General features: G+C 45.2%; 13 protein-coding genes and 1 pseudogene. 3 read left to right on the top strand and 11 right to left on the bottom strand.

Annotation, left to right across the window (positions count from 1 at the left end):
* Window positions 1–194: 194 nt before the first annotated feature.
* Window positions 195–1,574, bottom strand: coding sequence for a DNA repair protein RadA (gene radA, locus AC6R00_RS18865; protein WP_171323012.1), 1,380 nt, complete (start codon window positions 1,572–1,574; stop codon window positions 195–197).
* Between the two features lie 155 nt (window positions 1,575–1,729).
* Here radA and AC6R00_RS18860 point away from each other — a divergent pair, with 155 nt between their 5' ends.
* Window positions 1,730–4,075, top strand: coding sequence for a PilZ domain-containing protein (locus AC6R00_RS18860; protein ID WP_500641546.1), 2,346 nt, complete (start codon window positions 1,730–1,732; stop codon window positions 4,073–4,075).
* Window positions 4,076–4,289: 214 nt separating this feature from the next.
* Here the strand turns inward: AC6R00_RS18860 and serB are convergent, their stop codons facing one another.
* Complete coding sequence (serB, locus tag AC6R00_RS18855; RefSeq protein ID WP_500641545.1) at window positions 4,290–5,270, bottom strand: phosphoserine phosphatase; 981 nt, start codon at window positions 5,268–5,270, stop codon at window positions 4,290–4,292.
* A 104-nt stretch (window positions 5,271–5,374) separates the two neighbouring features.
* Here serB and AC6R00_RS18850 point away from each other — a divergent pair, with 104 nt between their 5' ends.
* Complete coding sequence (locus AC6R00_RS18850; protein ID WP_500641544.1) at window positions 5,375–5,980, top strand: YtjB family periplasmic protein; 606 nt, start codon at window positions 5,375–5,377, stop codon at window positions 5,978–5,980.
* 256 nt (window positions 5,981–6,236) lie between these two features.
* On the opposite strand, the gene deoD is transcribed toward AC6R00_RS18850, so the two are convergent.
* The 4 genes from deoD to deoC form a co-directional block, all read right to left on the bottom strand.
* Entirely contained in the window at window positions 6,237–6,956 is a 720-nt protein-coding gene (gene deoD / locus AC6R00_RS18845) for a purine-nucleoside phosphorylase (RefSeq protein WP_171323020.1), read from the bottom strand.
* Window positions 6,957–7,045: 89 nt separating this feature from the next.
* Entirely contained in the window at window positions 7,046–8,266 is a 1,221-nt protein-coding gene (locus AC6R00_RS18840) for a phosphopentomutase (RefSeq protein ID WP_004744925.1), read from the bottom strand.
* Between the two features lie 188 nt (window positions 8,267–8,454).
* Window positions 8,455–9,783, bottom strand: coding sequence for a thymidine phosphorylase (gene deoA, locus AC6R00_RS18835; protein ID WP_004744926.1), 1,329 nt, complete (start codon window positions 9,781–9,783; stop codon window positions 8,455–8,457).
* Window positions 9,784–10,007: 224 nt separating this feature from the next.
* Complete coding sequence (gene deoC, locus AC6R00_RS18830; protein WP_004744927.1) at window positions 10,008–10,784, bottom strand: deoxyribose-phosphate aldolase; 777 nt, start codon at window positions 10,782–10,784, stop codon at window positions 10,008–10,010.
* Window positions 10,785–10,899: 115 nt separating this feature from the next.
* Here deoC and AC6R00_RS18825 point away from each other — a divergent pair.
* Window positions 10,900–11,131 (top strand): annotated as a pseudogene (locus AC6R00_RS18825) (hypothetical protein).
* Here the strand turns inward: AC6R00_RS18825 and AC6R00_RS18820 are convergent.
* From AC6R00_RS18820 to yaaA, 5 genes are all read right to left on the bottom strand, one after another.
* On the bottom strand, window positions 11,051–11,221 hold the full coding sequence (locus AC6R00_RS18820) for a XapX domain-containing protein (protein WP_004744928.1): 171 nt from the start codon (window positions 11,219–11,221) through the stop codon (window positions 11,051–11,053). The pseudogene AC6R00_RS18825 and the gene AC6R00_RS18820 sit on opposite strands and share 81 nt — an antisense overlap.
* Window positions 11,222–11,647: 426 nt before the next feature.
* A complete protein-coding gene (locus AC6R00_RS18815; protein WP_500641543.1) occupies window positions 11,648–12,910 on the bottom strand; it encodes a NupC/NupG family nucleoside CNT transporter in 1,263 nt (420 codons plus the stop codon).
* Window positions 12,911–13,114: 204 nt separating this feature from the next.
* A complete protein-coding gene (locus AC6R00_RS18810) occupies window positions 13,115–13,888 on the bottom strand; it encodes a TatD family hydrolase (RefSeq protein WP_500641542.1) in 774 nt (257 codons plus the stop codon).
* Entirely contained in the window at window positions 13,888–14,034 is a 147-nt protein-coding gene (locus AC6R00_RS18805) for a DUF5363 family protein (RefSeq protein WP_500641541.1), read from the bottom strand. Before AC6R00_RS18805 ends, AC6R00_RS18810 begins: the two co-directional genes overlap by 1 nt.
* Before the next feature lie 16 nt (window positions 14,035–14,050).
* Window positions 14,051–14,824: a peroxide stress protein YaaA gene (yaaA, locus tag AC6R00_RS18800; protein ID WP_500641540.1), complete on the bottom strand. Its 774-nt coding sequence runs from the start codon at window positions 14,822–14,824 to the stop codon at window positions 14,051–14,053.
* Window positions 14,825–14,922 lie beyond the last annotated feature (98 nt).

Genomic DNA, 14,922 nt, shown 5'->3' with positions numbered 1-14,922 from the left:
GAGAAGCGAGAAGCGAGAAAGTTTGAAGGGTTGCCACATAGTATCAACCCTTTCAATTACAATTCAGAAAACTAACTCCAAAAAACACCTCATAGTGTCTGTGTTTTTAGATTCAATCATCGTAACTACTTCTCGAAGGACAAAGTCCGATCTAGATTCTCGAAGCAAAGCGTTCTCGCGAGCGCAGCTCGATCTTATAGCTCATCAAACGCTTCAATCGCTTCAGAGAGCTTTTTCACGCCATGGATCTGCATGCCTGGGATGCCGCCTTTTGGCATGTTAGCGGCAGGAACAATTGCCTTTTTAAAACCATGCTTGAAGGCTTCGTTTAAGCGCTCTTGTCCACTTGGAACAGGGCGAATCTCTCCCGCTAGGCCGACCTCCCCAAACACAACCACATCCTTAGGCAGCGGTCTATCTCTAAAGCTTGATAGCAACGCCATCACTAACGCTAAGTCAGCACTGGTTTCTGTTACTTTTACCCCACCGACGACATTAACAAATACGTCTTGATCGGCCATTTGCAGACCGCCATGTTTGTGTAGCACAGCAAGCAGTAACGACAATCGGTTTTGCTCTAGGCCAACTGCGACTCGGCGCGGGTTAGCCAATTGCGAATAATCGACTAAGGCTTGGATTTCTACCAGTAGTGGACGCGTGCCTTCCCATACCACCATAACCGAGCTGCCGGAGGTTTCTTCCTCGCCACGTGATAAAAAAATTGCTGAAGGGTTGCTGACCTCTTTGAGTCCTTGGCCCGTCATGGCGAATACACCCAGCTCATTCACTGCGCCAAAACGGTTTTTATGACTGCGAAGAGTTCGAAAACGGCTGTCTGTGCCACCATCGAGTAACACCGAACAGTCAATGATGTGTTCAAGTACTTTGGGGCCAGCCAAGGTGCCATCTTTAGTTACATGGCCAACGATAAACACTGACACATTGTTTTGTTTAGCATAACGAGTCAGTGCCGTTGCCGCTTCTCGTACTTGAGCCACACTACCCGGCGAGGATTGAACATCCGAGACATGCATAACCTGAATCGAGTCAATCACCATAATTTTAGGCTGTTCTTTTTCAGCAATTTGACAGATGCGATCAACATTGGTTTCTGACAACATTTTTAAGTTGTCTTTGGGTAACCCAAGTCGAGAGGCGCGCATCGCGACCTGTTGAAGAGATTCCTCACCGGTAACATAAAGAGTCGGCATTTGCGATGCCAAGTAGCACATGGTTTGTAACAAGAGCGTTGATTTACCAGCACCAGGGTTACCACCAATTAGAATCGCAGCCCCCGGGACCACCCCTCCGCCAAGCACTCGGTCAAGTTCTTTGAATCCACTCGTAAAACGCGGAACCTCTTGCAGATCGATCTCAGATAACGTTTGAACTTTCGCTTCTGTACTCGCCCCGGCATAGCCTGCAAGACGCTCGTTACGTGCTACCGTTGGAGATGCAGCTAAACGAACTTCACTGATAGTATTCCACGCTCCACACGCATTGCACTGCCCTTGCCAACGGGGAAAATCTGCTCCGCAGTCATTACAAACGTATGCTCTCTTCGCTTTTGCCATGTAACCTCAGGCCTCTTAAAAATATTGTATTTGTGACGCAAACATCGTCTACGCTTGCGTATCTCACCATCTCTACTTGATTCGCAGTAACATATCACTAAAGATCTTTATATCAAGGTCGATATTTTGAGTAAGGGATACTCTAACAAAAAAATATGCAGCAGCCAGAAATACTCTCTCTTGCGGAACGTTTGATTCCTGCTTACAACTCGGAAGATTTCGAATTTCTTCTTGGTCAAATGACTGAGGGAGACCCACCGTCTGTCAAAATCTTAGTTAAGATGGAACTTAACCGAGTCATGGCGCCATGCACTAAGCCTATCGACCTTCGCGGACGAGTGAAGGGAGAATGTAGAGAATACGAGCTCGATGGCCTTAAACATTGGCTCGATGACGTTGCATTTAATGCCTACCACAAGAACACGCGCAAATTCGGTGGCTATACCGAAGGGGTGTGGGAAGCGCTTTGTAATACTCACAACAATTTTAGAGTGATGCAAAAGCGTGGCAAACCACTCGGAACAGAAATCACTACCGATCTCAATGGTATTGATGTTGAAGCCGTCGTGATGGGTTATGACCTAAAAAGGAAAGAGAATCGTCTTAAAGTCTCTTCCCAGATCGAGATTGAATTACTGAGCGGACAGATTGTCCATGCGGTGACTGTCGATCTCTCACCTTCCGGCGCTAAGTTTAAAGTGCCCTCGGCATTCAATTACAAACTTGGTGAGGTGATTGATGTTCGTCTGGTTGAGCTAAGCAAAACCATTGAAGTGGAAGGGATAGACTCCGTCATTCCTTATCGCATCGTTGGTATCGATGAATCTTACGAGAACGACGCCGTTAAGTACCTTCGTCTACTGAAGTTGGATACCACGAATATAATTGACGAGGTGATTGAGCAACTGCTTAAAAGTGAAGGACAGAAGACTCGCCACGATAACCAAGACAAAATTATTCGCGCTCGTTCACGAGGCTTTGAGCATACCTACCTGAAACACACCTGTAACCTACCTGTATTCTTTAGTGGCAACGAGTTAAAGCTTGCTCTTATGACAGAAAACAACCAAAAGATTTGGCAGTATTGGCATGATGAGCGCAATCAACAAAGTTTAACTAACTTATTCAACAACCAACGAATGTCGTTGCTCACGACGGAAGGCATGAGAGGCAGTAGTAATGTGATCTACTCTTTCACTCATGACCATCAAGACAAAACCTTGTTCTTTTCCATGATGATGCCAGAAGCAACCCGTGAACTACGTCAGCTGTTTTGGCACATTGGTGCAAAAAAAGAGAGTTGGAAAGTATTCCGATTATCGGTGTTTGAACTGTCAGCTGAAGAGAGACTAGAACTTTCAGAGCATACCAACGAACTCGGGCTTGAAACCTCTTCACTGACTCATTGTGGCATCTTGCAAGAAATCGCGGATGACACCAGCCGCCAAGACTATCTACTGGCAGAAAAACCTCGTTTAGCGAGCAGCGAGCTCAACCAATTCAGGCATGCTAGAAATCCTGAGCACAACCCTGTGTGCATTTATTTCGACGCCCAGTCTCGTCGTAAAGAGCCACGATACCAATTTAAATCACCGATAACGCTCTCTGAGCCAGACACAACGACGTATGAAGGCATCAGCGTAGATATTTCTAAACATGGCGTTAGCGTCGCTCTGACGGCGCCATGTAAATTGAAAGCGGGCGAAACTTGCTCGGTCAATTTCAAAGAGCTTCAGCTCTATGATAAGAAATTACCTCTTGGCGAAGTGCCTTACCGCGTAATTAGAGTTAGCCCCGGAGGTAAGCAGTTACAACTGGCTATCATTGAAGATAGTCAGATTATGCGCACTATCGCTTTCTTTGGCACTCTGATCGATCATAACCAAGATAAATTGATCGCCAAAAAAGAGCTGCTACCAAGCAATGAGCTACTCGAAGGTCTGCATGATATCTTGCTCGATAAAATGGTCAGCTCGCCACTGTTTATCGAGAAGAAAGGCAAAAGCCTCAGACCTAAAGCGATTGGTATTAACTATCCGCTAAAACCTTACTTAACCATTTTGGCAAAACTGGGCGATGAGAAAAACTTCTCTCTCGGCCCCATTTATAAAGGCCGAACTAATACTTTACTCGCTCAACCAATGAAGAGAATTGAAGGGGCCCAACCTCAGTATCACGAGCTTTACCTCACTGCAGTCAAGTTCGGAACACGTATCCAATCGGTTGAATCAAAATTAAGCAGCGACTTCGATAGCCTGAAAGAGCGTATGAACTTCGTCAAAAATGCTCAAGCTATGGGAGAGTTTTATGCGATTAGAATCTGTGGAGCGCCAGTCTTTGACCCTATTACTGCCTTGGTGCGCAAAGATCTCGATGAGCTAACGCATATCAGTCTGCATCATGCACGCAGCCTCGAAAAAGACATCCATAACATCGTTGGTTATGGAGAGCTCACCGACATTACCGAAGAAGTGTTAATTCGCCTTGGATTAACCCAATAAAAAAAGCGAGGCCTAGTTTGCCTCGCTTTGAGTGCTTATACCAATCAGGATAAATAGGTGCTCAGATAATTGCGCAGGAAAAATCGCTTAGAGCAAGGCATAGATTGCAGCTAGCTAGTTCACCTACCTACACCATTCTTTGAAAACATAGCTATAACGCAGCTATCAGCGATTTTAACCAGCAAGAATGATCAGGTATTTATTCTGCTTGGTATCATGGTTGAGGATTAAAGCTGACCCGCTTTTGCTTCACCAGCAGTGCCGATAGAATACACACTATTCCACCTAAGCCTGCGTATCGAATGGCACTCTTAGCTTGCTGTTCAACTTTCGGTTTCGCATGATAAGCAATGCCTAAACCCGCCGCTTCCATCATCACCAAATCATTGGCGCCATCACCGACAGCAATCGTGTTGTGAGACTCAATATCGTACTTTTCTGCAAGTTCGATAAGAATATCAGCTTTAGTTTGGGCTGAAACGACATCACCAAGTACCTTACCTGTCAGTTTGCCTTTAACAATTTCCAACTGGTTAGACTGAGCATGGTCAAGCGCTAACAACTGTTTGAGGTGGTCTGAAAAATAGGTGAAACCGCCCGAGGCAATCGCCGTTTTCCAGCCATAATGTTTTAGCGTACCTATCAACTCAGGTAAATCAGGCATAAGTGGTAACTCGGCGCGTACTTCACTCAATATTGACTCATCGGCGCCTGCAAGCTTGCCCACACGTTGGCGTAAGCTCTGCTCAAAATCGAGCTCTCCTTGCATCGCACGTTCAGTAACTTCCGCCACTTCTTCACCCACACCCGCGAGTTTAGCGATCTCATCAATACACTCTATTTGAATCGCTGTTGAGTCCATATCCAACACGATCAAACCGGGTTTAGATAAGTCAGGCATATCAACCAATGTAGAGTAATCCAACTCTAAGCCTTGTAAGATTTCTTCATGCTCAGCTGTTAATTCGCCAGCCATCAAGGCCACTTCATAGTGCCCTACCTTCCAAACGTCGACCACAGCATTGTAGTAGCCAACGAAAAAGTCGATATCTTCAAACTGGCTTGGGCAGAGGTACTCGCCAAAAACAACCCAACCTGCATTGGCTTTATCAAACTGGGTAGCCAGTCGAGATTCTGGTAGGCGGTTAATGAGCGGGATGTGTTTACGTATAGAGAGAGTCTTTAACGTGTCCATGTCTACTATTCCTAAAAAGTCTCTCAACACGTTAACCTATTGCAATTTGGGTGCGCAAGTCTCAATATGCTCTAAAATATAATTAAGCTCTATTTAGGTGACAAATGGACTCATCTCTGTTTTCTTTTCGTACTGCGATGAAAGTATTCGCGATTATCTCTTTGATTGCTATGGTGGCGACCATTGGAATTAACAGCGTCAAAATTACGAAGGGTAACGAAGAGATTCAGGCCAACCAACTAGAGACACTGACCAATATTCTGATCTCACAGGCATCGCTTTCTGCCAGTGATATGATCATCAATCAAGATCAAGAGCGACTGCTCAAACTTTCCAATCAATTAGCTAAAGATGAGCTTGTAGTCGATGCAACCATCTATGACTCTGAAGGAGTAAAACTGGCAGCCAGTCAGGAGGCTAAATCAGTACGAGAGATGCTTGGTCTAGATACCCCGCTACAGACGGCGCGGATAGGCAAACAACAATTGGTAGAACCTGTTCTACACGATGGGTCAGTAATAGGCTTTGTCCGAGTTACCTTTGAAACCGGTAAACTTACCGCCTTCTCCGATCACTATTACCGAAAGAGTGACCGATACATGTACACCATGGTTGGCCTAAGTTTTATCGCAGGTCTACTGCTCACTCTGATTGTTCGCCGTAAGCCGAACAAGCGTAAAGGTGAGAATTTGTTGCTCAAGGATATGTAGCAGAAGCGAGAAGCGAGAAGCGAGAAGCGAGAAGCGAGAAGCGAGAAGCGAGAAGCGAGAAGCGAGAAGCGAGAAGTATTGAAGGGTTGGCACATTGTGTCAACCCTTTGCTTTTATATCCAAACAATTAGATCCTAAGAAAAGTATCACTGTCTGCAATTTTCGACTCACCTACCACGAACACATCTCGGAGGGCAAAGCCCGTTCTAGATTCCCGCGGGCGCAGCCCGATCTCGCAGCGAAGCGATCCTAAACTCTACTCTGCGTCACCTAGTAGAACAGAGTCTAGAGCGACGATCATCATATCGTTGAACGTTGTTTGGCGCTCATCAGATGTAGTTTGCTCGCCTGTCTTAATATGGTCAGACACAGTACAGATGGTTAGCGCTTTTGCACCGTATTCCGCACAAACGCCGTAGATGCCTGCGGCTTCCATTTCTACACCAACAATGCCGTATTTATCCATCACATCGAACATCTCTGGATCAGGCGTGTAGAACAGCTCCGCTGAGAACAAGTTACCGACTTTCACTTCAATACCGCGTGCTTTTGCTGCATCTTCTGCTGCGCGAACCATTTTGTAGTCAGCAATAGCAGCGAAGTCATGGCCTTTGAAACGGATGCGGTTCACTTTTGAATCCGTACATGCACCCATGCCGATGACTACGTCACGCACTTTAATGTCTTCACTTACCGCACCACAGCTACCGACACGAATGATCTTTTTCACGCCGAAGTCTTTGATTAGCTCTGTTGCGTAAATAGAACATGATGGGATACCCATACCATGACCCATTACCGATACCTTGCGACCTTTGTAAGTGCCCGTGAAGCCGTACATATTGCGTACATCACATACCTGTACAACATCTTCCAAGAAGGTTTCTGCAATGTATTTTGCGCGTAGCGGGTCACCCGGCATGAGTACGACGTCTGCAAATGCACCCATTTCTGCGTTGATATGTGGAGTTGCCATGATTCAATTTCCTTTTATTAATCGGATATTAGTGAGAATGGACAAAATAATAGAGGGCTAGGCCCTCTATCTAATTTAGTCGATTTTGATTACAAGAAGTTTTTACCGTAATCCATTGGTGATGTACCAAAATAGCTAGCCAAAGTTTGGCCGATATCAGCAAAGGATTCACGAAGACCTAACGAGCCTGCTGGCACTTTCTGACCGTAAACAATCACTGGGATGTGCTCACGAGTGTGGTCAGTACCTGGCCAAGTAGGATCACAGCCATGATCAGCAGTTAGAATCAGCACATCGTCCTCTTCCATCATCTCCATCACTTCGTGGATACGGCCATCAAAGTACTCTAGCGCCGCGGCATAGCCCGCAACGTCACGGCGGTGACCATAAGCAGAATCGAAGTCAACAAAGTTGGTGAATACGATCGTGTTGTCACCCGCTTCTTTGATTGCCTCTTTTGTTGCTTCAAATAGAGCAGGAATACCTGTTGCTTTGGTCTTCTTAGTGATACCGCAACCAGCGTAAATATCAGAGATCTTACCGATCGAGTGAACTTCACCACCCTTTTCATCCACTAACTTTTGCAAAATAGTCGCTGAAGGTGGCTCTACCGATAGGTCACGACGGTTACCCGTGCGCTCAAATTGACCTTTACCTGGGCCAACAAACGGACGAGCGATAACGCGACCGATGTTGTAGTCTTCAAGTTCTTCACGCGCGATCTGGCAAAGTTCAAGTAGACGATCAAGACCAAACGTCTCTTCATGACAAGCAATTTGGAATACAGAGTCAGCAGAAGTGTAGAAGATTGGCTGACCAGTCTTCATATGCTCTTCACCCAAGTCATCAAGAACTTGAGTACCCGATGCGTGACAGTTACCTAGGAAACCGTCAAGACCTGCACGCTCAAGAATGCGGTCAGTTAGCTCTTTAGGGAAACTATTCTCTTTGTCGGTGAAGTAGCCCCAATCAAACAGTACAGGTACACCTGCAATCTCCCAGTGACCTGATGGAGTATCTTTACCAGAAGAAAGCTCAGCTGCATGGCCATAAGCACCGATGATTTCCGCGTCTGCATCAAGACCTGGTGCAAAGCTACCTGTCGACTCTTTGTGTGCCATTGCTAGGCCCAGCTTGGATAAATTAGGTAGTTTTAGTGCGCCGCTACGATCAGCGTTATCCGCTAAACCTTTATCACATTGCTCAGCAATATGACCTAGGGTATCTGAACCAACGTCGCCAAAGTCTTTCGCATCAGCTGTCGCACCGATACCAAATGAGTCTAAGACTAAAATAAATGCTCTTTTCATTGCTCTCTTCCTTTAATTGGTCGAGAACAACAGCTCAATCGACCAATCTAATAATAATAGTAATTCAACTCAAAATAGTTGGACTTGCAGCAAAGCAACAAGCAAGCGAATCCCCTGAGCATAGCTCGTCTATGTGACTGGGGTGAGCGAGCGCAGTTAACGCCGCTGCAAGTTCAAATATGAAGAGTTTAAAGATCTTCAGCGCGAATCTGACGATACACCTCTGGCGTTGGTGTGTACTCACCACCAATCGTGATCGCGGCTTTCAGTGCTTGCGCTGCTTCCTGCCACTGCTCTTCATTGCGAGCGTGGATAACCGCTAGAGGCTTATCACTTGACGCCTCTTCACCTAAGCGGATAAAGCTGTCAAAACCCACGGCATAGTCAATAACGTCTGTTGCAACACGGCGACCACCGCCCATAGACACAACGGCCATACCAATCGCACGAGTATCCATCGCTGATACAGTACCGTTTTGATCAGCGTATACAGGCTTGATGATGTCCGCTTTTTCTAGGTAGTTATCGTAGTTTTCAACAAAATCAGCAGGGCCACCAAGGCCTGCAACCATCTTGCCGAAACACTCTGCCGCTTTACCGTTGTCAAGCACTTCCATCAACTTGGCACGCGCATCTTCCGTGTTATCAGCAAGCTTGCCTAGAACCAACATCTCCGCACATGACGCCATAGTCACTTCAAGTAGACGAGGGTTACGGTATTCACCCGTTAAGAACTGAACGGCTTCACGTACTTCAACCGCGTTACCCGCCGAAGAAGCCAATACTTGGTTCATATCGGTAAGGATGGCCGTTGTCTTAGTGCCTGCACCGTTTGCTACGGCAACAATAGATTTTGCTAGCTCTTCGGACGCTTCGTAAGTTGGCATAAATGCACCAGAGCCGACTTTTACATCCATCACTAGTGACTCAAGACCTGCTGCCAGTTTTTTGGAAAGAATTGAAGCGGTGATCAACGAGATGTTATCAACCGTCGCGGTAATATCACGCGTCGCGTATACGCGCTTATCGGCCGGTGCTAAATCGCCGGTTTGGCCGATGATAGCTACACCGGCTTCTTTGGTTACATCACCAAACACTTCGTTAGTAGGGGTAATGTTGTAGCCAGGAATTGACTCAAGCTTATCTAGCGTACCGCCAGTATGACCTAAGCCACGACCTGAGATCATAGGAACAAAACCACCACATGCTGCGACCATAGGGCCAAGCATTAGAGATGTTACATCACCGACACCACCCGTTGAGTGTTTATCAACGATAGGACCGCCAAACTCTTTGTGGCTCCAATCGATAACCATACCAGAGTCACGCATGGCACAAGTGAGTGCAATACGCTCAGGCATCGTCATTTCATTAAAGAAGATAGTCATAGCAAACGCCGCTATCTGACCTTCAGATACGGTGTTTTTCGCTACGCCTTGGATAAAGAAGTTAATTTCTTCCGCGGTAAGCACTTCGCCATCGCGTTTTTTACGAATGATTTCTTGAGGTAAGTACATTAGATCCTCCCATGCTTTAGCAAGCGATGGTTATAAGGTAAAGAGGTAATGTGGAGCAGCAGCTCGCTACTCCACCAAACAGACTTTGTTGTTATCATTTCTCTAAATATTTGGCGTTACAGCTAGGCGACAAGTAAGTTCATTCCTATGAGCATAGAAGTTCTATGTGATTAGGATGAACTTACGCAGTCAACAACGCTGCGGCGTCAAATATGACGAGAAAATTAGTAAGCTGCTGGATCAGCAGTTTCGTCTGTTACTTCTAATGTATTAAGTAGGTTTGTAAGCAGGCTTGACGCACCGAAACGGTAGTGACGAGCATCAACCCAGTTATCGCCCAGGATTTCATCAGCCATTGCTAGGTAGTCCGCTGCATCTTCAGCAGTACGAACGCCACCTGCTGGTTTGAAACCAACTGTTTGTGCAACACCCATATCACGAATCACTTCTAGCATCATGCGAGCGTATTCAGGTGTCGCGTTTACTGGCACTTTACCAGTAGAAGTTTTAATGAAGTCTGCGCCAGCTTTGATACAGATTTCAGATGCTTTCTTGATTAGTGCTTCTTCTTTTAGCTCACCCGTTTCGATGATCACTTTTAGAAGAATATCACCACAAGCTTCTTTACATTGCTTAACTAGCTCGAAGCCCACTTCTTCGTTACCTGCCATTAGAGCACGGTAAGGAAATACTACGTCGACTTCATCTGCACCGTAAGCTACTGCCGCTTTAGTTTCAGCAACAGCGATCTCAATGTCGTCGTTACCGTGTGGGAAGTTAGTTACAGTTGCGATGCGAACTTCTGGCGTACCTTGCTCACGAAGTGTCTTCTTAGCAATAGGAATAAAGCGAGGGTAAATACAAATTGCAGCTGTGTTACCTACTGCTGATTTGGCGTCATGACATAGTGAAATAACTTTCGCATCAGTGTCATCATCATTCAGCGTAGTTAGGTCCATTAGTTTAAGTGCACGTAGTGCTGCTGCTTTTAAATCGCTCATTTCTATCTCCGATCAATATTCAAAAAAGTTACTGTTCTAAAAACGTTTTTTAGAACTGCAGTCATTTATGAACGGACTTGGTTCCCTGAAGACTCGGCATATACAGCGAGTTTTAATATGCCAATTGCTATCCTTGTCACCGCACAGTACCAGTTTGGTCTATGGCACAACAATCTGCGATTGCGGTGTCTAACGTATATGGGCAAACGCCCAAGCAACGGTGTCGTTGCTGCCAGCGCCAATCATACTCCTTGTATCAATTATCGCTAGCTAAAAAACTTCTCAATAATCCATTGATAAGTTACGCCACCAAGATAAACACCAACGATGCCCATAACACCTGCTAAAACAGGCGGGGCTGGTATCGGCAACTTGATAGCGGAAAACAGGACTCCAACAACAAAACCGGCTAAGGTTGCGAGGAAAACTTCATTCATGAGTTTTACCCTACTTTCTATAGATACCTACATTATAGATATTTGTCGCAGAACTGTAGTCGCTCATAGAGCGCAAACGGTTTGTATCTCAAAAAAGATTCTGCTTAACGATTGCTCAATCTAATCAACTTCACAAACATTATGAATCTTGTTGTCCGAACTCATTCCAGACCTATCAAACAGAGCTCTACTTTGCGCAGGCTAAGTTTGACTCTTTCTAAGTCATTTGTTCGCTAACAAGGCAACAAGAATATGAGTCCCCATGAGTTTAGTGTTACTAAATGATTGGGGCGAATATTCGCAGTTAACGCAGTTAGCGGGCAAAAGACGACGAAAGAAAAAACGAAAAAGCCCCGTAGTACATAGCAAGCTATGCAACTACGGGGCTTTATAAAACGGCGTCTATATAATCTTTCGCTTAATCAATTAGAAAGATAGGAAGAAGCCAGCGATTGTCGCCGCCATTAGGTTAGACAGTGTACCTGCACAAACCGCTTTCACACCCATACGAGCGATGTCGTGACGACGGTTTGGAGCTAGACCACCTAGACCACCTAGTAGAATCGCAATAGAAGAAAGGTTTGCGAAACCACATAGAGCGAATGCGATGATTGCTTGAGTCTTCTCAGACATTACTTGACCTGTTGCTGCAACAACTTGAGCGCCGTCACCAACGTAAGGTACAAAGTTTAGGTAAGCTACGAATTCGTTAACAACCAGTTTCTGACCGATGAACGAACCAGCGACTGTTGCTTCAGCCCATGGCACACCGATTAGGAATGCTAGAGGTGAGAATAGGTAACCTAGTAGAATTTCTAGAGTTAGCTCTGGCATACCGAACCAACCGCCAACGCCACCTAGGATACCGTTGATTAGCGCGATTAGACCGATGAATGCTAGTAGCATTGCACCAACGTTTAGAGCTAGTTGTAGACCAACTGAAGCACCACCAGCTGCTGCGTCAATAACGTTAGCAGGCTTGTCGTCACCACCGTCGATGTCATCACCTAGATTTTCATCTGGTGTTTCTGTTTCTGGCTTAATGATTTTAGCGAACAGTAGACCACCTGGTGCTGCCATGAATGATGCCGCTACAAGGTACTCTAGAGGTACACCCATAGATGCGTAACCTGCTAGTACACCACCAGCAACAGACGCTAGACCACCACACATTACTGCAAATAGCTCAGATTGAGTCATTTTAGGAACAAATGGACGAACCACTAGAGGTGCTTCTGTTTGACCTACGAAGATGTTAGCTGCTGCAGACATAGACTCGGCACGTGAAGTACCTAGTGCCTTTTGTAGACCACCACCAAGAATCTTGATAACCCACTGCATTACACCAATGTAGTAAAGTACAGAGATAAGTGCAGAGAAGAAGATTAGCGTTGGAAGTACTTGGAACGCGAAGATGAAGCCGATACCGTCAACAGAGAAGTTAACTAGGCTGCCGAATAGGAAACCAGTACCGTCTTTACCGTAGTCGATAACGTTCTGTACACCAGCTGAGAAACCAGCTAGTAGGTCGCGACCCCATGGTACGTATAAAACGAAACCACCGATGAGGAATTGGATAGCAAATGCGCCACCCACAGTTCTTAGATTGATAGCTTTGCGGTTATCAGACAGTAGTAATGCAATTCCTAGCAATACTGCCATACCGACTAGGCTCATAAACAGGCTCATAGTTTATGACTTCCTTATATGTTATTTGTTGGCGTGTTACAAAATGGAGCTCAAAAGCGGAGGCAATTATACTCATCCGGCCAATGATAAAGTAATGCCGCCCTCACAGTTTCTAATAAGATTCACCATTCATTCACTCATTTACGTGAAGCCGATCACCATTCACCCTCTTTGTAATCATTAAAAGAACAATTTATTTAGAAATTATTCACAAATACCGAATGCTGAATTGCTATTTTTCCAAACGTTTTCAGCAATCGTTTGCTCCGGCATTCCTTTCAGAGATGCGAGACAGGACAAGGTTTGAGCTAACATCTTAGGCTGATTAAACTTGCCTTGATACCCATTTAGTGGCATGTCCGGCGAATCAGTTTCCAAGACGATATATTCAAGCGGTAACTGAATGATGGCTTGACGTGTCTTATTCGCTCTTGGATAGGTGATCATTCCTCCTACTCCGATGTAAAAACCCAAGTCTGTAAACTGCTTCGCTTGCTGAAAACTGCCGGAAAAAGCGTGTAACACACCTCCATACGAGAAACGATTCTGTTTAAGCAATTGTAGTAGGCGATTGTGAGTTTTCCGAGAATGAAGGATAAGTGGTAATTGGTAAGTTTGCGCCAGCTCAAGCTGCTGAATAAAAACACGCTCTTGAATCTGACTATTAACATCAACCATAGCATCAAGCCCGCACTCTCCTATGGCAACACATTTTCCAGAACGCTGACTGAGCAGTGCGTCTAACTGATCACGATGAGTATGGCTATCGGGACTAAGAAAATAAGGGTGTATTCCCAATGCGTAATAAATAGAGGGAAACTGCTTCGCAAGGTTCTCGACCCTGTTCCAGTTTGATGGGCCAATAGAGGGAATCAAAAAGCGCTCGACTCCAACTTGATTCGCTGACTTGATATGATTTTCTAAGCCGTTTGCGAATACTTCAAAATCGAGATGACAGTGGGTATCAAAAAGGCGCATTAACGCTGCGCCTTGTTGTTATTGCTTGTTGATGAAGTAGAGTCGCTACGATAGGGAACACAACTGCGTTTATTGTCTGGTGTTAGCCCCATTGACTGGCACCAAGCATCATACTTCGCTAGCCATTGCTTAAACCATTTGAGCATCATCTACTCCTATCAATTATTGCTCTTCGCGCTTAAAGACTAATTCGGTCGGTGTCGACTCACCTTCAACAAAGTAATATCCCGCAGTATCAAACTTAGTCAGTTCAGCGACGCTTGAAATTCGATTTTCAATAATGTAACGCGCCATCATACCGCGGGCTTTCTTGGCATAAAAGCTGATCACCTTATATTGACCATTTTTGCAGTCTTTAAATACAGGCGTAATCACTTGGGCATCGAGATTTTTGGGTTTTACCGCTTTGAAGTACTCATTCGACGCTAGGTTAACCAATACATTATCACCTTGATCAGCAATCGCCTCGTTAAGCTTATCGGTGATCACATTGCCCCAAAAATGATAAAGGTTACTGCCTTTATCGTTAGCAAGCTTAGTGCCCATCTCAAGGCGGTAAGGCTGCATTAAATCGAGTGGCTTAAGTAAACCATACAAACCCGATAGCATGCGTAGATGGCTTTGCGCGTAATCAAAATCTTGCTCAGATAATGACTGCGCATCTAACCCTGTGTAGACATCGCCTTTAAAAGCTAAGATAGCTTGGCGCGAGTTATCTGAGGTAAATGTCTCGCTCCACTCTTGAAAACGGCCAACGTTCAGATCGGCGATTTTATCGCTAACCTTCATTAAGCTCGCTACATCAGCCGGTGTCAGTTTACGGCAAACATCAATAAGCTGCTTAGAGTACTCAATTAAATCGGGTTGAGTATATTTCTCTGTTGCCAGTGGCGATTCATAATCTAAGGTTTTCGCAGGTGAAACGACGATTAGCATGACTTAACTCTATCTGTTTAATTATGTTGTTAGATATAGGTTACAAAAAAAGCCATGCAATGTCTGCATGGCTTTTTGAATCGTTTTAATAGGCAAAA

The organism is Vibrio sp. R10-SF1-ISO8 (genome assembly GCF_059833805.1).
This window is presented reverse-complemented; position numbering and strand designations above follow the sequence as displayed.

Excerpts from the sequence above, each read along its gene's own strand:
- radA (WP_171323012.1), bottom strand. The coding sequence starts at position 1,574 with ATGGCAAAAGCGAAGAGAGCATACGTTTGTAATGACTGCGGAGCAGAT.
- AC6R00_RS18860 (WP_500641546.1), top strand. The coding sequence starts at position 1,730 with ATGCAGCAGCCAGAAATACTCTCTCTTGCGGAACGTTTGATTCCTGCT.
- serB (WP_500641545.1), bottom strand. The coding sequence starts at position 5,270 with ATGGACACGTTAAAGACTCTCTCTATACGTAAACACATCCCGCTCATT.
- AC6R00_RS18850 (WP_500641544.1), top strand. The coding sequence starts at position 5,375 with ATGGACTCATCTCTGTTTTCTTTTCGTACTGCGATGAAAGTATTCGCG.
- deoD (WP_171323020.1), bottom strand. The coding sequence starts at position 6,956 with ATGGCAACTCCACATATCAACGCAGAAATGGGTGCATTTGCAGACGTC.
- AC6R00_RS18840 (WP_004744925.1), bottom strand. The coding sequence starts at position 8,266 with ATGAAAAGAGCATTTATTTTAGTCTTAGACTCATTTGGTATCGGTGCG.
- deoA (WP_004744926.1), bottom strand. The coding sequence starts at position 9,783 with ATGTACTTACCTCAAGAAATCATTCGTAAAAAACGCGATGGCGAAGTG.
- deoC (WP_004744927.1), bottom strand. The coding sequence starts at position 10,784 with ATGAGCGATTTAAAAGCAGCAGCACTACGTGCACTTAAACTAATGGAC.
- AC6R00_RS18820 (WP_004744928.1), bottom strand. The coding sequence starts at position 11,221 with ATGAATGAAGTTTTCCTCGCAACCTTAGCCGGTTTTGTTGTTGGAGTC.
- AC6R00_RS18815 (WP_500641543.1), bottom strand. The coding sequence starts at position 12,910 with ATGAGCCTGTTTATGAGCCTAGTCGGTATGGCAGTATTGCTAGGAATT.
- AC6R00_RS18810 (WP_500641542.1), bottom strand. The coding sequence starts at position 13,888 with ATGCGCCTTTTTGATACCCACTGTCATCTCGATTTTGAAGTATTCGCA.
- AC6R00_RS18805 (WP_500641541.1), bottom strand. The coding sequence starts at position 14,034 with ATGCTCAAATGGTTTAAGCAATGGCTAGCGAAGTATGATGCTTGGTGC.
- yaaA (WP_500641540.1), bottom strand. The coding sequence starts at position 14,824 with ATGCTAATCGTCGTTTCACCTGCGAAAACCTTAGATTATGAATCGCCA.